General features: G+C 72.7%; 23 protein-coding genes. 10 read left to right on the top strand and 13 right to left on the bottom strand.

Annotated elements, in window-relative coordinates; genetic code table 11:
• Window positions 1-120: 120 nt before the first annotated feature.
• A complete protein-coding gene (locus K1J57_RS25750) occupies window positions 121-411 on the top strand; it encodes a 4a-hydroxytetrahydrobiopterin dehydratase (RefSeq protein ID WP_220561306.1) in 291 nt (96 codons plus the stop codon).
• Window positions 412-469: 58 nt separating this feature from the next.
• Here the strand turns inward: K1J57_RS25750 and K1J57_RS25745 are convergent, their stop codons facing one another.
• Window positions 470-2,077 carry an AMP-binding protein gene (locus K1J57_RS25745; protein WP_220561305.1) on the bottom strand — a complete coding sequence of 536 codons (1,608 nt, stop codon included), beginning with the start codon at window positions 2,075-2,077 and terminating at the stop codon, window positions 470-472.
• A gap of 210 nt (window positions 2,078-2,287) precedes the next feature.
• Between K1J57_RS25745 and K1J57_RS25740 the strand changes: the two genes are divergently transcribed.
• On the top strand, window positions 2,288-3,310 hold the full coding sequence (locus K1J57_RS25740) for an acyltransferase domain-containing protein (protein WP_220561304.1): 1,023 nt from the start codon (window positions 2,288-2,290) through the stop codon (window positions 3,308-3,310).
• Window positions 3,311-3,681: 371 nt separating this feature from the next.
• Here K1J57_RS25740 and K1J57_RS25735 read toward each other — a convergent pair whose 3' ends face one another.
• From K1J57_RS25735 to K1J57_RS25725, 3 genes are read right to left on the bottom strand one after another with little or no spacing between them, the layout of a single operon-like run.
• Window positions 3,682-3,960: a DUF6510 family protein gene (locus K1J57_RS25735; RefSeq protein ID WP_220561303.1), complete on the bottom strand. Its 279-nt coding sequence runs from the start codon at window positions 3,958-3,960 to the stop codon at window positions 3,682-3,684.
• Window positions 3,957-4,682 (bottom strand): ferredoxin reductase, encoded by a 726-nt coding sequence (locus K1J57_RS25730; RefSeq protein WP_220561302.1) that lies wholly within the window; start codon window positions 4,680-4,682, stop codon window positions 3,957-3,959. The genes K1J57_RS25735 and K1J57_RS25730 overlap by 4 nt, the downstream gene beginning before the upstream one ends.
• Window positions 4,683-4,685: 3 nt before the next feature.
• On the bottom strand, window positions 4,686-5,285 hold the full coding sequence (locus K1J57_RS25725; RefSeq protein WP_220561301.1) for a molybdopterin-dependent oxidoreductase: 600 nt from the start codon (window positions 5,283-5,285) through the stop codon (window positions 4,686-4,688).
• A gap of 231 nt (window positions 5,286-5,516) precedes the next feature.
• Here K1J57_RS25725 and K1J57_RS25720 point away from each other — a divergent pair, with 231 nt between their 5' ends.
• Window positions 5,517-6,527, top strand: coding sequence for an alpha/beta hydrolase (locus tag K1J57_RS25720; protein WP_220561300.1), 1,011 nt, complete (start codon window positions 5,517-5,519; stop codon window positions 6,525-6,527).
• 54 nt (window positions 6,528-6,581) lie between these two features.
• On the opposite strand, the gene K1J57_RS25715 is transcribed toward K1J57_RS25720, so the two are convergent.
• From K1J57_RS25715 to K1J57_RS25705, 3 genes are all read right to left on the bottom strand, one after another.
• Window positions 6,582-7,001, bottom strand: coding sequence for an SgcJ/EcaC family oxidoreductase (locus K1J57_RS25715; protein ID WP_220561299.1), 420 nt, complete (start codon window positions 6,999-7,001; stop codon window positions 6,582-6,584).
• A 91-nt stretch (window positions 7,002-7,092) separates the two neighbouring features.
• Window positions 7,093-7,395, bottom strand: coding sequence for a GNAT family N-acetyltransferase (locus tag K1J57_RS34205; RefSeq protein WP_370634692.1), 303 nt, complete (start codon window positions 7,393-7,395; stop codon window positions 7,093-7,095).
• Between the two features lie 217 nt (window positions 7,396-7,612).
• Window positions 7,613-8,530, bottom strand: coding sequence for a LysR family transcriptional regulator (locus K1J57_RS25705; RefSeq protein WP_220561298.1), 918 nt, complete (start codon window positions 8,528-8,530; stop codon window positions 7,613-7,615).
• A gap of 108 nt (window positions 8,531-8,638) precedes the next feature.
• On the opposite strand from K1J57_RS25705, the gene K1J57_RS25700 reads away from it, so the two are divergent.
• The 3 genes from K1J57_RS25700 to K1J57_RS25690 all read left to right on the top strand — a co-directional run bounded on the left by K1J57_RS25700 (window position 8,639) and on the right by K1J57_RS25690 (window position 10,117).
• Window positions 8,639-8,845: a hypothetical protein gene (locus K1J57_RS25700; protein ID WP_220561297.1), complete on the top strand. Its 207-nt coding sequence runs from the start codon at window positions 8,639-8,641 to the stop codon at window positions 8,843-8,845.
• A 305-nt stretch (window positions 8,846-9,150) separates the two neighbouring features.
• The gene (locus tag K1J57_RS25695) at window positions 9,151-9,354 is read left to right on the top strand and encodes a hypothetical protein (protein WP_220561296.1); all 204 of its coding nucleotides are present in this window, start codon (window positions 9,151-9,153) and stop codon (window positions 9,352-9,354) included.
• Between the two features lie 64 nt (window positions 9,355-9,418).
• Window positions 9,419-10,117: a metal-dependent transcriptional regulator gene (locus K1J57_RS25690; RefSeq protein ID WP_220561295.1), complete on the top strand. Its 699-nt coding sequence runs from the start codon at window positions 9,419-9,421 to the stop codon at window positions 10,115-10,117.
• Between the two features lie 46 nt (window positions 10,118-10,163).
• Here the strand turns inward: K1J57_RS25690 and K1J57_RS25685 are convergent, their stop codons facing one another.
• The gene (locus tag K1J57_RS25685) at window positions 10,164-11,711 is read right to left on the bottom strand and encodes an alkaline phosphatase (RefSeq protein ID WP_220561294.1); all 1,548 of its coding nucleotides are present in this window, start codon (window positions 11,709-11,711) and stop codon (window positions 10,164-10,166) included.
• Between the two features lie 424 nt (window positions 11,712-12,135).
• On the opposite strand from K1J57_RS25685, the gene K1J57_RS25680 reads away from it, so the two are divergent.
• A complete protein-coding gene (locus K1J57_RS25680) occupies window positions 12,136-13,446 on the top strand; it encodes an MFS transporter (RefSeq protein ID WP_220561293.1) in 1,311 nt (436 codons plus the stop codon).
• A 326-nt stretch (window positions 13,447-13,772) separates the two neighbouring features.
• Entirely contained in the window at window positions 13,773-14,579 is an 807-nt protein-coding gene (locus tag K1J57_RS25675; protein WP_220565792.1) for an alpha/beta fold hydrolase, read from the top strand.
• A 52-nt stretch (window positions 14,580-14,631) separates the two neighbouring features.
• Here K1J57_RS25675 and K1J57_RS25670 read toward each other — a convergent pair whose 3' ends face one another.
• The gene (locus tag K1J57_RS25670) at window positions 14,632-16,152 is read right to left on the bottom strand and encodes an MFS transporter (protein WP_220561292.1); all 1,521 of its coding nucleotides are present in this window, start codon (window positions 16,150-16,152) and stop codon (window positions 14,632-14,634) included.
• Window positions 16,149-16,727 (bottom strand): TetR/AcrR family transcriptional regulator, encoded by a 579-nt coding sequence (locus tag K1J57_RS25665; protein ID WP_255646596.1) that lies wholly within the window; start codon window positions 16,725-16,727, stop codon window positions 16,149-16,151. Before K1J57_RS25665 ends, K1J57_RS25670 begins: the two co-directional genes overlap by 4 nt.
• Before the next feature lie 150 nt (window positions 16,728-16,877).
• On the opposite strand from K1J57_RS25665, the gene K1J57_RS25660 reads away from it, so the two are divergent.
• Entirely contained in the window at window positions 16,878-18,197 is a 1,320-nt protein-coding gene (locus K1J57_RS25660; protein WP_220561291.1) for an MFS transporter, read from the top strand.
• Here K1J57_RS25660 and K1J57_RS25655 read toward each other — a convergent pair.
• The gene (locus K1J57_RS25655; RefSeq protein WP_220561290.1) at window positions 18,137-19,003 is read right to left on the bottom strand and encodes an AraC family transcriptional regulator; all 867 of its coding nucleotides are present in this window, start codon (window positions 19,001-19,003) and stop codon (window positions 18,137-18,139) included. The genes K1J57_RS25660 and K1J57_RS25655 overlap by 61 nt on opposite strands.
• A gap of 252 nt (window positions 19,004-19,255) precedes the next feature.
• Between K1J57_RS25655 and K1J57_RS25650 the strand changes: the two genes are divergently transcribed.
• Window positions 19,256-20,401, top strand: a complete 1,146-nt coding sequence (locus K1J57_RS25650; RefSeq protein WP_220561289.1) for a hypothetical protein — start codon at window positions 19,256-19,258, stop codon at window positions 20,399-20,401.
• A gap of 62 nt (window positions 20,402-20,463) precedes the next feature.
• On the opposite strand, the gene K1J57_RS25645 is transcribed toward K1J57_RS25650, so the two are convergent.
• Together K1J57_RS25645 and thrS are read right to left on the bottom strand one after the other, a co-directional pair.
• Window positions 20,464-21,429: an exonuclease domain-containing protein gene (locus K1J57_RS25645; protein WP_220561288.1), complete on the bottom strand. Its 966-nt coding sequence runs from the start codon at window positions 21,427-21,429 to the stop codon at window positions 20,464-20,466.
• 99 nt (window positions 21,430-21,528) lie between these two features.
• Window positions 21,529-22,752, bottom strand: a complete 1,224-nt coding sequence (gene thrS / locus K1J57_RS25640; RefSeq protein ID WP_255646595.1) for a threonine--tRNA ligase — start codon at window positions 22,750-22,752, stop codon at window positions 21,529-21,531.
• Between the last annotated feature and the right edge of the window lie 146 nt (window positions 22,753-22,898).

Below are 22,898 nucleotides of genomic sequence, written 5' to 3'. Positions count from 1 at the left end.
TAACAACAAGAAGGCGTGCGGCTCCGCCGCACCCCTCTCCTGATGAACAGCCTGGTTGGGGCCGGTCCGGGGCGGGTAAGGTGCGGCGTGCACACCGGACGCCTACCGGGGAGGGTCACCGTGAAGCTCACCGAGGAACAGATCCGCGACGGCCTGGAGCGCCTGGACGGCTGGCAGCTGGATTCGCAGGGGCCGGTGCTGCGGCGCACCCTGCGTCTGGCGGACTTCCCGGCCGTCGTGTCTTTGGTGAACACCATCGCGCAGGCGGCGGAGCAGGTCGGCCACCACCCCGACATGGACATCCGTTACGACACCCTGCACCTGGCCCTGTCCACCCACTCGGTCGGGGCGATCACCGACAAGGACATGGCGCTGGCCGCGCGCATCGACGAGCTGGTGCCGCAGGGCTGAGGGGCGGAGCGCCGGCTCCGCCCCGGCGGGTCCCCGGGGTCCGGGGACCCCGGTCCGGTCAGCGCAGCCGGGACCGGCGCATCTTGCCCGAGGCGGTGCGCGGCAGCTCGGGCACGAAGTCCACCACGTCCGGTGCGGCGTGGGTGGCGAACCGGGTGCCCACCCAGTCCTTGAGTTCGGCGGCCAGCTCCTCGGAGGCCTCGGTGCCCGGGGCGAGCACGACGCGGGCGCCGATCAGCTGTCCGGCGAGTTCGTCGGGGATGGAGTACACGCCGCACTCGTCCACCGCGGGGTGCTCGTTGAGGACGGCCTCCACTTCGGTGGGGCCGATCCGGTAGCCGCGGCTGAGGATGGCGCCGTCGTCGCGGGTGGAGAAGAACAGCCATTCGCGGCGGTCCAGGATGCCGGTGTCGCCGGTGAGGTAGAAGGCCTTGTCGGGGGTGAAGCGGACCTGGGAGGCGGCGTCGTTGTCGAGGTAGCCGGTGAACCAGGCCAGGGGGCTGTGTTCGAGGTCGACGGCGATGCGGCCGTAGGCGCCCAGGGGGGCGGGTTCGTCGGAGATGGCCTCCAGGACGGTGACCTTCCAGCCGGGCAGGGCGGGGCCGATGGCGCCGGGGGTGGCGTCGCCGGTGTCCTGGCCGGTGTCGCCGTTGGGGATGCCGACGCACCAGCCGAGTTCGGTCTGGCCGAAGTGGTCGCGTACGGGGATGCCGAAGAGGTCGGTGACCCAGTCGATGACGTCGGGGGCGAGGGGTTCGCCGAAGCTGGTGAGGCGTTGGACGACGATCTCGGGGGGCAGGGTCTTGGTGGCGGCGCGCAGGGTGCGGTAGGTGGTGGGGTCGGCGGCGAGGTTGGTGACCTCGTACATGCCCAGGACGTCGAGGGTGAGTTCGGGGTCGAAGAATCCGGCTCGGAGGGCGATGGAGGCGTGTCCGGCGAGCAGGGGTGAGATGAGGCCGTGGTAGAGGCCGAAGGCGGAGCCGGGGTCGGCGGTGTTCCAGTAGGTGTCGTGGTCGTCGACGCCGAGGCCGTAGTGGTGGTAGGCGTGCATGGCGGCGAGGGCGCGGACGGGTACGGGGACGCCGCGGGGTGGGCCGACGAGTCCGGAGACGTAGACGATGGCGAGGAGGCCGTCGCCGCCGACGGCGGTGTCGGGGGTGGGGGGTGCGTCGGTGGTGGAGAGGGCGGTGAGGGTGGTGTCGCCGTCGCGGAGGGGGTGGGTGCCGGTGGTGGCGATGGTCCAGGGGGGTGTGTCGTCGGTGTCGAGTTTGGTGCGGTGGTGGTCGTCGACGATGACGAGGCGGGTGTGGGAGGAGGTGAGGCGTTCGCGGATGGCGGAGGGGGCGAAGGAGGTGAAGAGGGGGACGAGGACGGCGCCGAGGCGCCAGGTGGCGAGGGCGGTGACGGCGAGGTCGATGCCTTTGGGGATGAGGGTGGCGATGCGGTCGCCGGGGCGGATGCCGTGGGCGGCGAGTCCGTTGGCGAGGGCTTGGGAGCGTTCGCGGAGTTGGCCGTAGGTGAGGGTGGTGGGGGTGAGGTCGGGGCCGATCTGGGTGATGGCGGTGCGGTCGGGGTGGTGGCGGTCGCACAGCACGTGGGGTACCGAGGTGGTCGGGGAGTCGTAGGCGGTGAGCCACTCACGTACACGGTGTGCCGGGTGGGGCATCGGAGGTCGTCCTCGTCTCGGTGGGTGCGGTGCTAGGGGCGGGACATGTCAACACTATGCCCACTGTCCAGACCTTCTTGTGGGGGTGAAGGGGGTTTTCCCTGGGTGGGACGCGTGGTGTGGGGGTTGGGGTTCGTTTGTGGTCGTTGTGTTCGTGGTGGGTTTTTCGGGCGCTCGCGTCGGGGGTGGGTGTTCGGCCATGATGTGCGGATGAACGCTGACATGGTGGCCGACCGGTTGGGTCTGGCGGAGGATGACCGTCGTTGGTTGATCGCGGCGCGGGGGTTGCCGGAGCCGTTGGAGCCGTTGCGGGTGCCGCAGGGGGCGGATGCGGAGCGGGTGTGGGACGAGTTCGGTCTGGAGCCGTTGGATCGGGCGGATGTGGCGGCGGTGTGGCCTGGGCCGTCGGGTGAGGGGTGGTCTGCGGAGGCGTGGGCGCTGGTGGTGGGTATGTACCGGCGTTTGGCGGCGGATGCGGGGTTGCCTGTGGGGACGTGGGTGGATTGGCCGTCGTTGGTGGGTTATGACGATGTGCGGGTGCGGGTGGCGTCGTTGGTGGCTTTTGCGGCGCGGGTGCCGGCGCAGTATGCGGCTCATGGTGCGTTGGGTGTGGATCCGGCGGTGACGCGGGCGACGTTGGCGGATGTGGGTGTGCAGGTGGGGCGTTCGCGGCGGATGTTCGGTCGGGTGGGTGTGGAGACGGCGTCGTGGGTGGCGGCGCAGTTCCGTGGGCGGTTGTTCTGGGTGGGCGGGTTGCAGTTGGAGCCTGCGGTGTTAGGGCCTCAGGGCGGGGTGGAGTGGTATTCGCGGGAGGAGGCGGCGGGGTTGGGTCCCGGTTTCGGGGTGGGGGATCCGGTGTTGCGGTTGCACATTCCGTCGGGTGGGTTGGATCCGGTGTCGGTGTCGGATGCGTTGGGGCGGGCGCGGCCTTTCGCGCGGGCTCATTTGGGGATGGATCCGGTGGTGGCGACGTGTACGTCGTGGTTGTTGGATCCGCGGTGGGGTGAGGTGTTGGGGGAGGGGTCGAACATCGTGGGGTTCCAGCGGCGGTTCACGTTGGTGGGTGGGGGTGTGCCGGGGGAGTCGGATGTGTTCCGGTTCGTGTTCGGGTTGCCTGAGGTGGATGTGGCGCGTGCGTCGCGGCGGACGCGTTTGGAGCGTGCGGTGGTGGAGCGTTTGGAGGCGGGTGGGGGCTGGCAGGTGCGGACGGGGTGGTTGCCGTTGGCGGGGTGAGTGTTCGGGGGGTGTCGGCGGTGTGGTCGGCGCCCCCCCTTTTTTTGTGTGGGGGGTGGGGTCATGTGGGGGGTGGGTGGTGTCGGGGTGGATGGTGGCGGTCTGGGTGGTGTGGCCGTGGCTGTCGCAGTCGGTGCAGGGGTGGGTGAGGAGGGTGGGGGTGAGGGTGTGGTCGTCTTCGAGGCGTGCGGTGATGAGGGTGCGGCGGCCGGTGCCTATGCAGGTGCGGCACAGGATGCGGATGTGCATGGGCGCAGGATAGGTTCCCGGTGGTGGTGGGTGCGGGGATGACACGGGGTCTTTGTCCCTGTTTCGGGTGTGGTCGTCCTGGGGTGTGCGGCGGGGTGCTGTGGGCCGGTCGGGTGGGTGGTTCAGTCGGGGGCGGGCAGGGTGATGCAACCGGTGCCGCCCAGGTCCAGGACGAGTCCGCGGGGGGTGCGGACCAGGCGTAGGACCAGGGTCTGGCAGGTGGGGCAGCAGGCGATGAGGCCGGGGCCGTCGGTGTAGACGTGCAGGCGGGCGAAGGCGCCGTGGTCGCCGCAGTGGGCGCAGAGGCGTTCGGCGGCGGTGATGTCGACGGCGAAGACCTCGGAGAGGGGTCCGGCGAGGACGTTGGCGTCGAGGTGGGTGCGGGTGGTGGGTGGGTTCATCGTCCGCCTCCGCTGCCGTAGCGTTCGGTTCGGATCCGGTGCGGGTCGTGGCCCAGGGCGAGGAGGCCGTCGGCGACGGTCTCGACGAAGGGGGTGGGTCCGCACACGAAGCACACGGGGGTGAGTTCGGCGGGGAGGCCGTGGGTGTTGAGGTCGGCGACGCTGAGTCGTTTGGGGCCGCGGGCCGATCCGGGGGGTGCGGTGCGGGTGTAGGCGAGGAAGACGTCGACGCCGGGGCCGGCGGCGGGTCCCAGCTCGGTGCGGTAGTAGCGGTCGTCGGGGGTGCGCAGGGAGTACAGGAGGCGGAAGAGGGCTCTGTTTCCGGTGCGGCGGCGTTCGCGGACCATGCCGGCCAGGGGGACGATGCCGGAGCCGCCGCCGATGAGGACGACGGGGTCGGGTGAGGTGGTGTCCCAGACGAACCAGCCGCCGAGGGGGCCGCGTAGTTCGACCTGGTCGCCTGGGGTGAAGTCGTGGACGAGGTAGGGGGAGACCTCTCCGTCGGGGTCGAGTTGGACGGTGATCTCCAGGCGGTCGGGGCCGGAGGCGGAGGCGATGGAGTAGGAGCGTTCGGCGGTGTAGCCGTCGGGGGCGCGCAGGCGCAGGTCGACGTGTTGTCCGGGGCGGTGGCCGGTCCAGCCGGGGACGGAGAGGACCAGGGTGCGGGCGGTGGGGGTCTCCCACCGGTCGGTTTCCAGGGTGGCCGGGGTCCAGGGGGCCATGGGTCAGTCCCCCCGGTAGCGCTGTTCGCGCCAGGGGTCGCCGTAGTCGTGGTAGCCGGCCTGTTCCCAGAAGCCGGGTTCGTCTTCGTGGTGCAGGGTGAGGCCGCTGATCCATTTGGCGGATTTCCAGAAGTACAGGTGGGGGACGAGGAGGCGGGCGGGGCCGCCGTGTTCGGGGGTGAGGGGGCGGCCGTCGAAGGTGTGGGCGATCCAGGCCTGGCCGTCGGTGAGGTCTTGGAGGGGGAGGTTGGTGGTGTAGCCGCCGTGGGAGTGGGCCAGGGCGTAGTCGGCGGTGGTCTCGACGTCGTGGAGGAGGGTGTCGAGGCTGACGCCGGTCCAGTCGGTGTCGAGTTTGGTCCAGCGGGTGACGCAGTGGATGTCGGTGTGGGGGTTCTCCTGGGGCAGGTCCAGGAGTTGCCGCCAGGTCCAGGTGTGGCGGGTGCCGGTCTCGGTGGTGATGGTGAGGGTCCAGGTGTCGGTGTCGACGCGGGGTGTGGGGCCCACGGTCAGGACGGGGAAGTCGTGGGTCTGGTACTGGCCGGGCGGGATGCGGTCGGGGTCGCCGCCGCGGCGTCCGTGGAAGCCCCTGGTGATGAGGTTCATGTGCGTGGTCCCTCGCCGGTGGTGGTGTCGTCCCGGGCGTCGTACCCGGGGGTGTGCCTGGTCAGGGCCGGGTGGGGGTAAAGAGGCGGGCGGGTGCGGGGGCAGGTGGGGCATGGGTGGGTGATGGCCTGGTCAGGGTAGGGGAATCGGCCGTTTGCGGGGGCGGTGCGGTGGAAAAGGGTGGCCCCGGGCCGCGGGAGCGCGGTCCGGGGTTTTTCCACGGGGGGATGGATGTCCGAGAAGAAGGTGGTCCTGGAGCAGGCCGCCCAGGAGTTCGCCGACGCCAACGCGAATCCGCCGTTCATCTACGAGCTGCCGCCGGAGCAGGGCCGGGAGGTCCTGGAGGGTGTGCAGAGCGGTGAGGGTGTGCCCAAGCCGGAGGTCACCGACGAGTGGGTCACGGTGGAGGGCGGTCCGACGGGGCAGGTGCCGGTGCGGATCGTGCGCCCGGCGGGGGCGACCGGGACCTTGCCGGTGGTCTTCTACATCCACGGGGCGGGCTGGGTGTTCGGCAGTGCGAACACCCATGACCGGCTGGTGCGGGAGCTGGCGGTGCGGACGGGGGCGGCGGTGGTCTTCCCCGAGTACGACCGGGCGCCGGAGGCGAAGTACCCGACGGCGATCGAGCAGAACTACGCGGCGGCGCGGTGGGTGGTGGAGCACGGGGCGGGCAGGGGCCTGGACGGGTCGCGTATGGCGGTGTGCGGGGACTCGGTGGGCGGGAACATGTCCGCGGTGCTGGCGCTGATGTGCAAGGACCGCGGGGGTGTGGAGCTCAAGGGGCAGGCGCTGCTGTACCCGGTGACCGACGCGGATTTCGACACCGGTTCGTACCACGAGTTCGCGACGGGGTATTTCCTGAACCGGGACGGGATGATCTGGTTCTGGGACCAGTACACGACCGATCCGCAGGAGCGTGCGCAGATCTATGCTTCGCCGTTGCGGGCGTCGTTGGAGGAGTTGCGGGGGCTGCCGCCGGCGATGGTGCTCAATGGTGAGGCGGATGTGCTGCGTGATGAGGGTGAGGCGTACGCGCGTCGGTTGCGGGAGGCGGGGGTGCCGGTGACGGCGGTGCGCTTCCAGGGGATGATCCACGATTTCATGATGGTGGACAGCATGCGTGATACGCATGCGAACCGGGCGGCGCTGCTGTTGGTGTCGGATTTCCTGGCGGGGGTGCTGGAGGTCCGGCCGTCGGTGCCGCGTCAGCAGGCGGGGCGGACGGGGGCGGCGGTGCGCTGACGGTCGTGGTGTGCGGGGGCGGGGCCCGGTGGGGCCCCGCCTTTCGCGTGTGGTTCAGGTGGGGTCGATGGCGGTGTTCTGGCCTGCGGCGATGCGCCATCCGTAGGGGGTGCGGGCGAGGATGTACAGGGCGCGTCCGTGGGGTCCGGGGGCGGGGTGTCCGGTGGTGTCGACGGGGGTCTGGTGGACGTTGGCGGCGATGAGGTCGGGGGACAGGGACAGGAGTTTGACGATGTCGTAGCGGGCGCGGGAGTCGGTGAGGGGGCCGGTCATGGCTTTTTCGGCGAAGGCGGTGATCTGGGTGCGGCCGTCCAGGCGTGTGCCGGCGGCGTTGGTCCAGGAGGCGTGGTCGGTGTAGAGGGCGCCCAGGGCGTGGGGGTCGTTGGTGTTGAAGGCGTCCTGGAGGGCGTGGACGGTGGCGGTGGCGTCGGTGCGGTCGGTGTCGGTGATGGGGCCGACGGTCATGGTGGTCATGGGGTGCTCCGGTGGTCGGGTGGGGCCCGTGGGGGCGGGGTGTCGCCGACCATTCGACAACCTCGACCAATGTTGAGGTCAAGGGGTGGGGTCATAGGGTCTTGCGGTAGCGCAGGGCGGGGCGGCCGGAGTCGAAGCGGTCCGGGCCCAGGGGCTGCCAGCCGGTGGATTCGTACAGGGCGCGGGCGGCGGTGTTGGCGGGCGCGACCTGGAGGGTGACGGCGTCGGCGGCCCGGGCCAGGTGTTCCAGGGTGGTGTCCAGCAGGAGGCGTCCCCGGCCGCCGCCCTGGAGGGCGGGGGCGATGGCGAGGTAGGCCAGGTGGGCGGTGCGGTCGGGGGCGGTGGGCAGGTGGGTGAGGGTGTAGCCGCCTGGGGGGTGGCCGGGGGCGCGCAGGAGCAGGAGCAGGCTGGGCGTGTGCCGGAGTGCGCGGCGGGCGCGGGCGCGGGCCTGGGGGTCGGGGGCGGTGCCGTCGCGGTGGGCGAGGGCGGCGGTCCACAGGTCGGCGCAGGCGGGGTGGTCGGCGGTGGTGCCCGGGGTGATGGTGTGGGTGATGGCGGTGCCTTTCGGGTGTGATGGTGGGCACTGCGGTGCGGGCGGCGGGGGGTGCGGTTCAGGGGCGGGGGTGGGCGAGGTCGGCGGCCAGGCCGGTCAGGAGGGTCAGGGCGGCGGTGACGGCGGGGTGGGTGCGCGAGCCGCGGCGGGTGCAGGTGAGGATTTTGCGCGCGGGGGACGGCTTACCCTTCAGGGGGACGCGTGTGATGGGCAGGGCGGGCAGGTCGGCCAGGCGGGGGATGAGTGCGACTCCCAGGCCGTGGGCGACCAGGGCGGCGACCGCGCTCCACTCGCGGGCCCGGTGGGGGCCGTGGGGGGTGAAGCCGGCGGCGCCGCAGGCGGACATGGCGTGTGCGTGGCAGGTGGTGTCGGGGGGCGGTAGGACCCAGGTCTGGTCGGCGGCCTGTGCCAGGGGTACCTCGGTGAGGTCGGCCAGGGGGTGGCCGTGGGGGACCACGAGGTCCAGGACGTCGTCCAGGAGGGGTGTCTGGTCGAAGCGGGTGTCGGTGGGCGGGGGGACGCCGGGGGCGGCTTCGATGACGGCGAGTTCGACCTCGCCCTGGAAGAGCAGGTCCAGGGCGGGTCCGGGTTCGGTCTCGGTGAGGCGTACGTCCAGTCGGGGGTGGTCGGCCGACAGGCGGGCGGCCATGGGGGCCAGTAGGCGGGACATCACGACGGGGAAGCAGGCGACGCGCAGGAGTCCGGCGGGTTCGGTGCCCAGGCCGCGGATCTGGATCTCGGCCTGTTCCCAGCGGGCGGTGATGTCGTCGGCGTGGGTGAGCAGGTCGTGGGCGGCGGGGGTGAGGCGTACGCCGCGGCCGCGGGGTTCGAGCAGGGGGACGCCGAGTTCTCCGGCGAGCAGGCGGATCTGTTGGGATGCGGCCGAGGTGGTCATGTGGAGGGCTTCGGCTGCGGCGGTGACGGTTCCGTAGTGGGCGACGGCGCGTAGGACGCGCAGGCGCCGTAGGTCGATCATGTAGTCCATGCTTCATGGTCTTGTCCAGAAATTCAACGTGGACATTGATGGTGTGGAGAGGGAGGCTGGAGTGGTCCGGTCTCCGAGGAGAAGGAATCGAGGACGACGATGACGAGCACCTGCCCGCACTGCGGCTGGCCCGACTCCCAGCCCTTCCGTGTGGTGTCCCGGCATGTGACGGCGGCCGGGTCGACGGTGTGGGTGCGCTGTGCGTGCGGTTCCCTGCAGGTCCGCGAGGTGGGCGTGGCGGGGGTGCGTGTGGTCTCGCGGGGGCGTCCGGACCTGGTGCCGGGCGGTGACGGCTGCCCGGCCTGAGGGCCGGTGTCGGCGTCCGGGCTGTGCTGAGGTCCTCAGGAGGTCCTCAACGGGCGGCCTGCGGCCGCAGCTCGGCCGCCGTACCCGGTACCCCGAGGGCGGGATCTCCAGAACCTCCGTCGCGGTCCTCGCCCGCCCGTCACCCGCCGCCGCCCTCGACGGTCGGCCTACGTCACAGGCCTCCCTCGGGGACCGCTCCTGTGGGCCTGGAGAACCCCGTCGGGCGGTGTCGGTGGCGGCGTCTAGGCTCATCCCGGACGTGTCGTCGATGTGGCGGGAGGGTCGCCATGGACGGGCAGGAGGGTGTGCCTGCGACCGAGTTCCCCCGGCGGATGGGCAAGGTGGCGCCGCGTGAGCTGGCGCTGCACGGCTACACCCGGTTCGAGCACCTGACGCGGGTGACGGCGGCGGATCTGCTGAAGATCCACGGGGTGGGCCCCAAGGCGGTGCGGATCCTGGAGGAGGAGCTGGCCGCCCGGGGCCTGTCCTTCGCCTCCCCCGGCCGGTGAGGGCCGTTGCGGGGGGCGGTGCGGAAATCGTGGCGCGGGGGTGGTCCGCGATACGGTTACGACCATGAACGACACCCCGACACGACCGTCCACGTCGGTTGAGGACTACGTGAAGGTCATCTACGACCTGCAGGAGCGCGGTACCGGTCCGGTGACCATCTCCGGGATGGCGGAGCGGTTGTCGGTCTCCAACTCCTCGGTGTCGGGGATGCTGCGCAAGCTGGGCGATCTGGGGTTGGTGGACCACCGCCGGTACGGGTCGGTGCGCCTGACCGAGGAGGGGACCAAGGCGGCGCTGTCGGTGCTGCGCCGCCACCGTCTGCTGGAGACGTACCTGGTGGCGGCGCTGGGCTATTCCTGGGACGAGGTGCACGACGAGGCCGAGATCCTGGAGCACGTGGTGTCGGACAAGTTCGTGGACCGGATCGCGTCGTATCTGGGCGATCCGGTGGTCGATCCGCACGGTGATCCGATCCCCACGAGTGACGGGCGTGTGGTGGAGCGGCCCTCGGTGCTGCTGTCGGAGGCCGAGGAGGGTGTGGAGGGCACGGTGGTGCGGGTCAACGACACCGACCCCGACCTGTTGCGGTACCTGGCCGATATCGAGATCGGGATCGGGATGACGGTGCGGGTCGAGGAGCGGCTGCCCTTCGCGGGGTCGTTGCGCATCACGGTGCGTTCGGGGCCGGGGGGACGGGGGCGGGACCGGTCGTTGGGGCTGGTGGCCGCCGAGGCCCTGTGGATCGCGCCGGCGGAATCCTGACCCCCTGTGGGGCCCGCCCTGGGGGGCGGGTCCCACAGGGGGTGTGTCATGCCTGGGGGATTGCTCCGGGGGTGCCGTCGGCGATGGTGAACCGGGCCAGGTCGGCGATGGGCGCCCCGGGTGCGGAGACGCGTTCCACGGTGCGGTAGTCGGCCTGCCAGTGGGTGGGTGTGAGGGTGTTGCGGACGTAGCCGCGGGTGCGGTCGATGAACGTGATGTGGGGGTTCTCGGCGAGCTGGACGGCGTCGCCGGGGTTGTGGTGGGTGCCGTCGCCGCCGCTGGTGAGGGAGGTGCCGACGAGTTCGGTGGCGACGGTGGCGGAGGCGGGGTCGTCGAAGTCGGCCTTGACGTCGACGACGTAGTTGGCGTGCACGTCGCCGGTGATGACCACGGGGTTGCGCACGCCGGCCAGGTGGTCGCGGACCTGGTCGCGTTCGGCCTTGTAGTTGTCCCAGGCGTCGTCGCTGAAGCCGCGGGGGGTGCCGGCGGCGAAGTCGCGCTGGGAGAAGAACACCTGCTGGGCGAGGATGTTCCACTGGGCGGGCGTGGTGGCCAGTGCGTCCAGCAGCCAGTGTTTCTGTTCGGTGCCCAGGAGGGTGCGGTCGGGGTCCTCGCGGTCGGGGGTGGACTGTACGTCGCGGTACTGGCGGGTGTCGAGCAGGTGCAGGCGGGCCAGGCGCCCGAAGGTCAGGGTGCGGTACAGGTGCAGGTCGGGGCCGTGGGGGCGTTGGGCGGGCCGTAGGGGCATGTGTTCGTAGTAGGCCTTGAGGGCGGCGGTGCGGCGGCGGGTGAACTCGGGGGAGGGCTGTCCGCCGTGGGGGTGGTCGTCGGCCCAGTTGTTCTCCAGTTCGTGGTCGTCGAAGACGACGGCCCAGGGGAAGGCGGCGTGGGCGGCCTGGAGGTCGGTGTCGGTCTTGTACTGGGCGTGGCGGATGCGGTAGCCGGGCAGGTCGTGGACTTCGCGGGCGGGGATGTGGGGGCGGCCGGCCGTTCCGGTGCCGCCGGTCTCGTAGATGTAGTCGCCCAGGAACGCGACGAGGTCGAGGTCCTCGTCGGCGAGGTGGCGTTGGGCGGTGTAGTGGCCGTGGGTGAAGCTCTGGCAGCTGGCGAACGCGAAGGCGAAGCGGTCGGTGCGGGCGCCGGGGGCGGGGGTGGTGCGGGTGCGTCCGATAGGGCTGATGTGGGTGCCGGTGCGGAACCGGTAGTGGTAGTGGGCGCCGGGGCGCAGGCCGCGGGCCTCGATGTGGACGGCGTGGGCGTCGGCGGGGCCGGTGGTGGTGGTTCCCGAGGCGGTGGGGCGGGTGAAGTGTTCGTCTTCGGCGATCTGCCAGTGGACGTCGACGGCCCGGTCGGGCATGCCGCCGCGGCCGTCGGGGGCGAGGGGGTCGGGGGCCAGGCGGGTCCACAGGACGACGCTGGTGTGGTCGGGGTCGCCGGAGGCGACGCCGAGGGTGAAGGGGTCGGTGCGCGGGGCCGGGCGGGGGGCGGCCGCGGCGGCGGGGGTGTGCCAGGGGGTGGCGCCGGCCAGGGCGGCGGCGCCCAGGGCCGCGCCGCCGGCCAGGACGCGGCGGCGGGTGATGGGGGTGTCCGGCATGGGTTCTCCTCGGTGCGGGGTCGGTGCCCGCCGGGGGTGGCGGGGCCGTGTTCCATCCGGTCACAGGGGGGCGAACTCTCCGGTCTTGCCGGGGTGAACATCTTCTGACATGGGGTGGCGAATCGGTGACGGTGCGCGACGGGCCTGGGGAACCTTTTGCTTTCGCGGGGGCGGGGGCGGGGTGTGTGCGTGGTCGGTGTGTCCGCCGGGGGTGGCGGGTGGTCGCACCGCCCCCTGAGCCCGGTTCCGGTCCTGTCGGGTGGGGTGGGCGCCCCGCCCCTGCCCGTGGAGGGGCGGGGCGGCGTATGCTGGCGGCATGCGCAAGCGACATTAAGTCCTACGACGGTCCTCGGTCCGTGCCCGGGCCCCGCCCGGCGGCACCGCTCTTTGGTGTCCCTGCACGTTCGACCGAAAGACCTCATCCATGACTGTCAAGTCCGTGCGCGCCCCGGGTGCGCGCGTGTTCCGGCTGACCGGGCCGCTGTACGTGTACGCGGCGGCGGAGGAGTTCGTCCTCCTGTATCCGGTGTACGCCCTGCTGTTCGCCGACCACGGCCTGTCGGTGGCGCAGATCGGTTCCCTTTTCATGCTCTGGTCCGGTGTGGGGCTGGTGTTCTCGGTGCCGGCCGGGGCGCTGGCCGACGTCGTCCCGCGCCGGTACCTGTTGGCGGCGGCCCCGGTGTTCACGGCCGCCGGTTTCGCCCTGTGGCTGCTGGCGCCGGGTTATGGTGCGTTCGCTGCGGGGTTCGTGCTGTGGGGGGTGGGGGGTTCCCTGTCCTCGGGCTGTCTTGAGGCGCTGGTCCACGACGAGCTGGCGCACCGTGGTGCGGTGGGCCGTTATGCGCGGGTGATGGGTGTGGCCCGGGCGCTGGGGGTGGCGGCGGTGGGTGCGGCCACCCTGGCCGCGGTGCCGGTGATGGCCTGGGGCGGGTACGCGGCGGTGGGTGCGGCCAGTGTGGCGGTGTGCGGGGTGTGCGCGCTGGCCGGTCTGGTGCTGCCCGAGTACCGGCCGGGCTCGGGGGTCGCTTCGGGGGCGCCGGGTGCGGTGGGTGCGGGTCCGCACCGGCCCCACCACCCCTCGGCCCCGGCCGTCCCGTCCGCCGCGGAGGTCGGTGGGGACGGGGATGAGGACCCCGAGCCCGCCACGTTGCGGGAGTACGGTGCGGTCCTGCGCGCCGGGCTGGTGCAGGTGCGCCGGGACCGGCGGGTGCGGGGCGCTGTCGTGCTGCTGGTGGTGGTGACCTCCTTCTGGGGGATGCTGGACGAGTACGTGCCGTTGCTGGTGTCGGGCCACGGGGTGGCGGCCGCGGGGGTGCCCGCGGTGCTGGCGGTGGTGTGGGCGGGGGTGACGGTGGGCGGTCTGCTGGCCGGCCCGGTCTCGCGTCTGCCGGCCGGTGTGTTCGCGGTGCTGCTGGGTGCGGCGGCGGTGGCCGTGGCGTCGGGGGCGCTGCTGGGCGGTGCCGTGGGGTGGGTGCTGCTGGGTGCGGGGTTCGGTGTGTGCCAGGCGGCCTGTGTGGTGGCCGATGCCCGGTTGCAGGAGCGGATCACGGGGTCGAGCCGGGCCACGGTGACGTCGGTGGCGGGGCTGGGCACGGACCTGGTGACGACGGCGGCGTATCCGTTGTACGCGGTGGTGTTCGCGCTGACGGGGCACGGGTGGGCGTTCGCGGTGTTCGCGGCGCCCTATCTGGTGGCGGCGTGGGTGCTGGGGCGCAGGGGGCGTTCGGGCGGGTAGGAAAGTTTCGCCGGTCGGGTCGCGGGGGGATGATTCCTGCGATGAAGTCGCCGCGGGGGCCGAACCCGACCGGTTCCCGGGGCGTCTCCTCCTGTGATCGGGTGTCCTGGACCCCGAGGGGGGCGTGGTGTTCGCCACGCGGGCACCGTGGCCGAGGACGGAGGTCGCGGTGCGCGGGGGCCGTAGGTGTCGAGGGACCGCCTACGGCCCTTCCCCGTGGGTGGGCGGTACCCCACGGATCGATGCTCTTGCGCGCGTGAATAGCATCGTTTCTTGTGGCACATCAGACGAACCCGGTGAACGGTGACGGAACGGGTACAGCCCGCGTGCGCGGTATCGACGTCCACTATGTGGACCGCGGCGTGGGCTATCCGCTGCTGTTCGTGCACGGGCACCCCTTCGACCACACCTTGTGGGAGCCGCAGGTCCGGGCGCTGGCCGGGCGCGGTTTCCGGGTGGTCGTGCCGGATCTGCGCGGGTACGGCCGTACGACGGTCGTTCCGGGGGTCACCACCATGGATGTTTTCGCCCGTGACCTGGCGGCGCTGCTGGAGCATGTGGGGTTGGACTCGGTGGGGGTGGTGGGGTTGTCGATGGGCGGCCAGATCGCCCTGGAGCTGTGCCGGCTCTTCCCGGACCGGGTGGACTCCCTGACGCTGGCGGCCACCAACCCCTATGCCGAGACCGAGCAGGGGCGGGCGTCGCGGCGGGCGGTGGCGGCGCGGCTGCGGGCCGAGGGGATGGTGGGCTACACCGACGAGATGCTGGTGGGGATGATGACCGAGGCCAATGTGCGGGCGCTGCCCGCGGTGGCCGACCATGTGCGCGCGATGATGTACGCGGCGCCGGCGGAGGGTGCGGCGGCGGCGCTGCTGGGGCGGGCCGAGCGTACCGACCATCTGCCGTTGCTGCGGCGTATCTCGGCGCCGACGCTGTTGGTGGCGGGGCAGGAGGACGGGTTCACGCCGCCGGAGTTCACCGAGGCGATGCATGTGCGCATCCCGGATTCGGTGGTGGAGATCATCGAGGGGGCGGGTCATCTGCCCAATCTGGAGCGGCCCGAGCGGTTCAACGAGGTGCTGCGCCGGTTCTTGGAGCGTTCGCGTACGCGGTTGAGCCGGACCGGTATCTGACCTGCTGTCCCCGCCCCCGCCCCCGTTTCTTTGGGGGCGGGGGCGGTGTGTGTCAGTGGTGCTGGGTGTGCAGGTCCAGTCGGCGGGGGACCAGGGCGAAGACCGCGGCGGCGGCGGTGAGCATGACGAGTGCGCCGATGAGGCCGGTCAGGGACAGGGAGTCGGTGAAGGCGGTGCCGGCGCGGGCGGCCAGTTCGGTGGTGCCGGTGCGTTCGGCGATCTCCAGGGCGGCGCCCAGGGATTCGCGGGCGTGGGCCAGTTCGGTGGTGGTGGGGCCGGTGATGCCGGCGGTGTCCAGGCGGGCGCGGTAGAGGGCGGCGGCGGTGGAGCCCAGGACGGCCACTCCCAGGACGTTGCCCAGGTCGTAGGCGGTCTCTTCGATGGCGGCGGCGTTGCCGGCCTTGGCGGCGGGGGTGCCGGACATGATGATGGCCGAGGCGATGGTGAGGGCGCCGGCGCCGCAGCCGATGAGCAGCAGTGCGGTCAGGACGACGGGGACCAGGGGCGGGGCCAGGTGGAGCAGGGCCAGGCCCGCTCCGGCGACGGCCAGTCCGCCGGACAGGGCGGCGCGCGCCCCGATGCGGTCGGCCACCCGGGGGGCCAGGGGTGAGGCGATCACGGCGCCCGCGGCCATGGGGGTGAGGTGGATTCCGGCCATGAACGGGGACAGCATCAGGACCAGTTGGAGCCATTGGGCGACCAGGAGCAGCAGGGCCGCCATGGCCAGCATGGAGGTGAGTGCGGCCAGGACTCCGGCGGTGAACTGGGGGCGGGCGAACAGGCGCACGTCCAGCAGGGGGTCGGGGCGGCGCAGGCAGCGCAGGACGAACCAGGTGAGCACGGCCAGGGCGGCGGCGAGGGCGGCCCAGGCGGCGGGGTCGCCGGGGCCGGCCTTGGCGAAGTGTTTGATGGCCCAGACCAGGGCGACCATGCCGACGATGGCCTGCACGGTGGCGGTGGCGTCCCAGGTGCCGGGGGCGGGGTCGCGGGCTTCGGGGAGCAGGAGCAGGCCGGCGGCCAGGGCGGCGGCCATGACGGGCACGTTGACCAGGAACGCGGCGTGCCAGGTGAAGTGTTCCAGGAGCAGTCCGCCCAGGATGGGGCCCACGGCCATGCCCAGGGAGGAGGTGGCGGCCCAGACGCCCAGGGCGGTGGCGCGTTCGCGCGGGTCGGGGAAGAGGCTGCGGATCATGGACAGGGTGGTGGGCATGATCATGGCGCCGCCGGCGCCCAGGAGGGAGCGTACGGCGATGACGGTGGCGGGGGTGTCGGCGAGCAGGACCAGGAGGGAGGCGCCGCCGAAGACGGTGAATCCGGTGAGGAGGAGGAGGCGGCGGCCCCATCGGTCGGCCAGGGCGCTCATGGGGACGAGTAGGCCGGCCAGGACCAGGGAGTAGATGTCGATGATCCACAGCTGTTGGGCGGCGGTGGGGCGCAGGTGGGCGGCCAGGTCGGGGAGGGCGACGTTGAGGACGGTCATGTCCATGGCGACCACGAGGAGGCCGGCGGACAGGACGGCCAGGCCGGCCCAGCGGCGGCGCCGGGTGGTGGTGGGCGGGGGGTGGGTGGTCATGGGGTCCTCGGGTGGGCGGTGTGGGTGAGGGCGGTGATGGAGCGGTAGAGGGTGTCGGTGTCCAGGGGGGTGTCGTGGAGGAGGGCGTGGATGAGGGCGCCGTCGGTGAAGACGGCGATGGCGTGGGCGGTGTGGGGGTCGGTGTAGGTGGTCAGGGCGTCGACGAGGCCGTTGAACCAGGTCAGGGCCAGGGGGCGGAGGGCGGGGTCGTGGGCTGCGGCGGTGGCGAGGGCGAAGTCGGTGGCGACCTGGTCGCGGTCGGCGAGGTAGTGGGCGATGAGGTCGCATAGGCCGCGGGGGTCGCCGTGGTGGTCGGCGAGGGTGGTGCGTACCTGTTCCAGCCAGGTGTCGCTTTCGCGGGTGAGGTGTTCCAGGGCGGCGGTCTTGAGTTCGGTGAGGGATGCGAAGTAGTAGGTGGTGGAGCCGAGGGGGACCTGGGCGCGGGCGGCGACGCGGCGGTGGGTGAGGTGGGCGGCGCCTTCTCCGACGATGAGGTCGGCGGCGGCTTCGATGATGGCGCGGCGGCGGCGTTGGGGGTCGCGGGGGCGGGGTGGGTCGCGGTCGGTGTCGGTCACGGGGGCGCTCCACGGTTTCTGGAACAAACGTACATGTACAAGTGTACATGTGGGGGGTTCGGGTTCTGCGGTGCGCAGAGCGGCCCCTGTGGGGCGGCGGGGTGTGCCAGGATGGCGCGCACCGTTCCCGGACCGAGGAGGCGAGGCCCCATGGCGGCTCCTGGCAGTACGCTCCCGCCGCTGGGCCCGGGGTATCGGCGGCTGCTGGCCGCCGGGGCGCTGGGCAACCTGGGGGATGGCATCGCCCTGGTGGCGCTGCCCTGGTACACCGCGACGTTGACCGGTGACCCGGTCGCGGTGGCGGTGGTGGCGGCCGCGGGGCGGCTGCCCTGGTTGGGGGCGCTGGTGGCCGGGGCGGTGGGCGACCGGATGGACCGGCGCCGCCTGATGGTGCGGGCGGGGGCGGGCAAGGCGCTGGTCCTGGTGGTGCTGGCCGCTTTGGCGGCGGTGGGGGCGGCGCCGGTGCCGGTGGTGGTCGCCGCGGCGCTGCTGGTGGGGGTGTGCGAGGTGTTCTTCGACAACACGGCCCAGTCCCTGATGCCGATGGTGGTGCCGCGCGAGCGCCTGGAGCGCGCCAACGGGATGCTGTGGAGTGTGGAGGAGGTCGCGGGCCGGTTCGCGGGCGCCCCGTTGGCGGGGGTGCTGGTGGCGGTGTCCGCGGCGGCGGCGTTCGGGGCGCAGGCCCTGTTGGCGGCGGGGGCGGTGGGGGCGCTGCTGGCCCTGCGCGGGGATTTCACGCCGGTGGCCGGGGCGGGGGCGGCGGTGCCGTTGCGGGTCCTGGTGGGTGAGGGGGTGCGGTGGCTGTGGGGGCACCGGTTGCTGCGCACCCTGGCGGTGGTGCTGGGCCTGTCCAATCTGGCGGCGTCGATGAACGCCGCGGTGCTGGTGCTGTTCGCCCGGGACGTGCTGGGGGTGGGGGCGGCCGGGTTCGGGCTGCTGTTGACGGCGGTGTCGGTGGGGATGGTGCTGGGGGCGCAGGTGGTGCACCGGCTGGTGCCGCTCGTGGCGCCGGGGGTGGCGTTGGCCGCCGCCCTGGCGGTGCAGGCGGTCGGTTACCTGCTGGTGGGGTCGGTGCACCGTGTGTGGGTGTTCGCGGTGTGCTTCGTGGCGGTGGGGTTCTTCACCATGTGGTGGAACGTGGTGACGGTGTCGCTGCGCCAGCGCATCGTTCCCGGGCACCTGCTGTCGCGGGTGCTGGCGGCCTACCGCACGGTGGGGTGGGGGACCGCGCCGGTGGGGGCGCTGGCCGCGGGGGGTCTGGCCGCGATGCTGGAGCCGGTGGTGGGGCGGGTGTGGGCGCTGTCGGCGCCGTTCCTGGCGGCGGGGGTGCTCAGTGCGGTCCTGGTGGCGGTGTCGGCGGCCCGCCTGACCACGCGGGCGGTGCGCGCGGCCGAGGCGGGGGCCGGGTCTCACACGCGTTCGACGGGCACCCAGACCTCTCCGGAGGCGGTGGACCCGTCCTCGCCGTAGTCGGCGGTGACGAGTTCGGGGCCCGGGGCGGTGCGGTGGGTGGGGTGGGAGGGGAACCACTGGCCGTAGGCGTCGACCCATACCCGCTGGATGCCCTCGGGGAAGGGCGCGTCCTCGAAGGGGAACACCACCCAGGTGCCCGCCGCGACCTCCAGGACGTCCATCCCCTCGGGGGCGGGGGCGGTGCTCACCGCCGCCTGGTAGTAGTCCAGCAGGCTGCCCTCGGCCCGTTCGGGTTCGATGTTGTCGACGGCCGAGACGACTCCGCCGGGTTCGCCGTCGGACAGGGCGGCCAGGCGTTCCCAGGCGGTCTCGCCCAGGCCGCGGACGAACGCGTCCATGTCCGGGTTGACGCCTTCGTGCACCAGGGGTACGCGTGCCCGGTAGCCCACGAGGCGGAACGCCTCTTTCTCCACGATCCGGTACCGCACGGCGGTACCTCCTTCCACGGTCAGTCGGAATGTCATGCGCGGTTGGGAGGTCAGGACCGCGCCGGTGCGCCGGGCCTGGCCGGGGCCGACCCCGTGCAGGGCGCGGAAGGCGCGGGCGAACGCCTCGGCGGACCCGTAGCCGTAGCGGACGGCGATGTCCAGCAGGGTGGCGTCGCCCTGGGCGACCTCCACCGCGGCCAGGGTGAGCCGGCGGCGGCGCACGTACTCCGACAGGGGCATCCCGGCCAGGGAGGTGAACATGCGGCGCAGGTGGTGTTCGGAGGTGAGTGCCGCGCGCGCCATCCGTGCCACGTCCACCGGCCGGGAGGTGTCCTCCTCCACCAGGTCCAGTGCCCGGTTCAGTGCCTCCAGCACGGTCGTGCTCCTTTCGGTCCGGTCTTCGACGCTAGGGGGTGCGGGGGTGTGCGTACCCGACCGGGGGCGTGCGTGTCGTGTCGGGTCGCACGCCCGGGCTTCGGGCAAGGTCGGGGAATCGTTGGGCAAGGACTTGCGTCGCCCCCGACGTGGGCGGTTACGGTGGCATCACCCTCAGCTGAGGATGGCCCGACAGGCCGACCCCGAGAAGGAGGTGGGCGGGGCGAGGCCAGGATCGCGCCCCGCGGATACATGGACCTTGGTTTTCTGCGACCGCTGTACGACAACGACGCCCCGGTGGCCTCGGTGCATCTGGACACCAGCCGTGACACCACCGACGCGGACAAGAAGATCGAGCTGCGCTGGCGGCACCTGCGCGAGCGGTTGAGCGCCCAGGGGGCCGATGAGGCGACCTTGGACGTGCTGGAGGAGGCGGTCGGGGAGGGTTCCTCCCGGGCCTACGGCGACCACGGCCAGGCGCTGTTCGCGTCGGGTGGGCGGCTGCTGGGCGAGTACACGCTGGGTGAGCCGCCGGCGCGGGACCGGGCGCTGTGGGCGCCGGTCCCCGACGCGCTGCCGGTGGTGGTGGACCGGGGCCGGCACCTGCCGTACGCGCTGGTGGCCCTGGACCGGGTCAAGGCGAAGGTGTTCGCCTATGCGGGCGACCCCGATCCCAGGCCGGTGTCGGAGAGGGACTTCACCGGTGCGGACCTGCACAACATCGACACGATGGGGCGCGGGGGGCCGGGGAGCCTGGGCGGGTACAACGGCGACTACGTCCGCAAGCAGTACCACTTGGAGACCTGGCGGGAGAACACGGCGAGGCTGGCCGAGCTGGTGCGTGAGGCGGTGGCGGAGGTCGATGCCCGGATCATCATCGTGGGCGGGGACGACGAGGCGATCTCGTATCTGCGCGACAACATCCATGAGCGCAGGCTCTCCATCCCGATCGAGGTGGTGCCGGGCGGTCGCGGCGGGCCCGATGCGGAGCAGCGCCTGCACCAGGCCGCGGCGCAGGCGCTGCGCGCCTTCGTGGCCGACTCCCAGAAGGGGGCGTTGGAGGAGTTCGAGCAGAAGCTCGCCCAGGACCAGGCGGTGCGGGGTACCGAGTCGACGCTGCCGATGCTGTCGGAGGCGCGGGTGCGCACGCTGCTGCTGGGTGCCGAGCGCGACGGTGAGCCGGAGCTGTGGGGGTCTTCCACCGCGCCGATCCTGGTGGCGGCCAAGCCCGAGGGGTTGGACGATCCGGGTGCGGCGTTCCGGGCTCCGGCCAGTGCGCTGATGCTGCGGTCGGCGGTGATGGCTGATGCGGGGTTCAGTGAGGTGCTGGACGACGGTGAGCCCGCCGCGGGCAGTGGTGCGATCCTGCGGTTCCCGCGCCAGCGCGCGGAGCGGTGACGGGCAGGAGCGAGGGGGGTCGTCCGCGGTGCGGGCGGCCCCCGTTTTTTCGTGTCGTGTGTTCAGGCGCCGGTGGTCATGCCCAGGTGGAGGAGCAGGTCGGCCTCGGTGAGGAAGGCGATGGCCTGGCCGCGTTCGGCGTAGGTCTCGGCCTGGCGGTGCTTGGAGGTCTTGCCGGGGCCGTCGTGGCCTCCGATGACCAGGATGTCGGTCTTCTTGGTGACGTTCTTGGCGGGGGTGCCGCCGGCCTCGGCGATGCGCCGCCACACCTCGGGTTTGTCCATGGTCTCCAGGTCGCCGGAGACGCATACGACCTTGCCGTACAGGGGGCCGGAGGGGTCGGCGTCGGGGGAGGGGGCGGGTAGGTCGGTGCGGGCGGCGCGCTGCCAGCGGGCGAACCGGTCCTCGCCGAAGGCCTGGGGGGCCGGTGCGGCGGCCCCGGGGGCCGCGGGGGGCAGGGGGGTGAGGCGGCGCAGGGCGCTGCCGGCGGCGCGGGCCAGGTCGGCCAGGGAGGTGGTGCCGTGGCGTTCCATGGCGGCGATGGCGATGCGGGCGGCGGCCTCGGCGTCGGCGTCGGCCCGGTGGTGGTGGGTGACGCGGTGGCCGATGTGGGCGCTGACGGTGGGCAGCCGGTGGTCGGGCAGTTCGGCCCAGGTGCGGCGGGACAGGGCCAGGGTGCAGGCGTAGTCCCAGTCGGGGGTGGTCAGGCCGGTGCGGGCGCAGGCCTGGGCGATGACGCCCATGTCGAAGGGGGCGTTGTGGGCGACCAGGGGGTCGCCGTCGGCGAACTCCACGATGCGGGCGTGGACGCTCTGCCAGGTGGGGGCGTCGGCGACGTCGTCGGGGGTGATGCCGTGGACGGCGATGTTGTGGCGGGAGAAGAAGTCGATCCCGGCGGGCGGGCGGATCAGGGTGGTGTGGCGGTCGGCGATGATTCCGTCGCGCACCTTGACCAGGCCGACGGCGCAGGCGCTGCCCCGGTCCTGGTTGGCGGTCTCGAAGTCGATCGCGGTCCAGCTGTCCGTCACCCTGTTCTCCTCCCCGCACTGTGTTGACGCGTTGAGGCTACCGTCGTATTCCGGTGCCGGGGGCGCGGTTTGGTCGGCCGGCCCCCGGTACCGGGGGTTTCATTCGTCCCACAGGTCGGTGGTGTGGGCGGCGGTCAGGGCGGCGGCCCGGTCCAGGAACTCCTCGGCCGGCAGGGGCGGGAGGCGGCGGCCGTCGCGCAGGCGTACCGCGACGGTGTCCTGGGCGGCCTCGCGGGCGCCGATGACGGCCTGGTAGGGCACCAGGCGGTGGGTGCGGATGCGGGCGCCCAGGGCGCCGGTGCCGGCGGGGGCGGTGTCGGCGCGCAGTCCGCGCCGCCGGGCCCGGTCGGCCAGGTGGGCGGCGGCCGCCTCCTGGTCGGGGGTCACGGGCAGGGCGATGGTCTGGAGGGGTGCGAGCCAGGCGGGGAAGGCGCCCTGGTGGACCTCGATGAGGTGGGCGACGACCCGTTCGATGCTGCCGATGACGCTGCGGTGGACCATGACGGGCCGGTGGCGGGCGCCGTCGGGGCCGGTGTAGTGCAGGTCGAAGCGTTCGGGCTGGTGCAGGTCGACCTGGACGGTGGACAGGGTGGATTCGCGTCCGGCGGGGTCGGCGATCTGCACGTCGATCTTGGGTCCGTAGAACGCGGCCTCGCCGGGGCCCTCCTCCCAGTCCAGGCCGGCCTGTTCCAGGGCGGATACCAGCAGGCCGGTGGCGCGTTCCCAGGTGGCCGCCTCGCCCGCGTACTTGCCGCCGGGGCCGGGCAGGGACAGCCGGTGGCGCAGGGGGGTGATGCCCAGGGCGCGGTGGGCGCGGCCGATGAGGTCCAGGGCGTCGGCGGTCTCGTCGACGACCTGGTCGGGGGTGCAGAAGATGTGGGCGTCGTTGAGGCGGATGGCGCGTACGCGGGTGAGGCCGCCCAGGGATCCGGAGGGCTCGTGGCGGTACATGTCGCCGAGTTCGGCGACGCGCAGGGGCAGTTCGCGGTGGCTGCGGCCGCGGGAGCGGTAGAGGAGGGCGTGGTGGGGGCACAGGCTGGGGCGCAGCACCAGTTGGTCGCCGCCGTCGTCCAGGGGCGGGAACATGCCGTCGCGGTAGTGGGCCCAGTGGCCGGACTTCTCGTACAGGGCGCGTTTGCCCAGGGCGGGGGAGTACACGTGCACGTACCCGGCCTCGCGTTCCAGGCCGCGCACGTACTCCTCCAGGGTGTGGCGGACGGTGGCGCCGTCGGGGAGCCAGAACGGCAGCCCGGCGCCGATGAGGGGGTCGGTGTCGAACAGGTCCAGGTCGCGGCCCAGGCGGCGGTGGTCGGCGGTGGTCACGGGTTCCTCCCGAGGGTGCGGGGGCGGACCACCGGATGCGCGAAGCCCCGGGGAGGTGCGCCCCGGGGCTTCGTTGAGTGCAAGAGTCAGCGCGCCGGTGGCATCTCCGGCGTCGTCGTGCTGTGGGCGCGCTGCATGGTGTGACC

The organism is Nocardiopsis sp. MT53, from assembly GCF_019598965.1.
GTDB classification, from domain to species: domain Bacteria; phylum Actinomycetota; class Actinomycetes; order Streptosporangiales; family Streptosporangiaceae; genus Nocardiopsis; species Nocardiopsis changdeensis.
The sequence above is the reverse complement of the archived record's forward strand: the minus strand, read 5'-3'. Positions and strand labels throughout refer to the sequence as shown.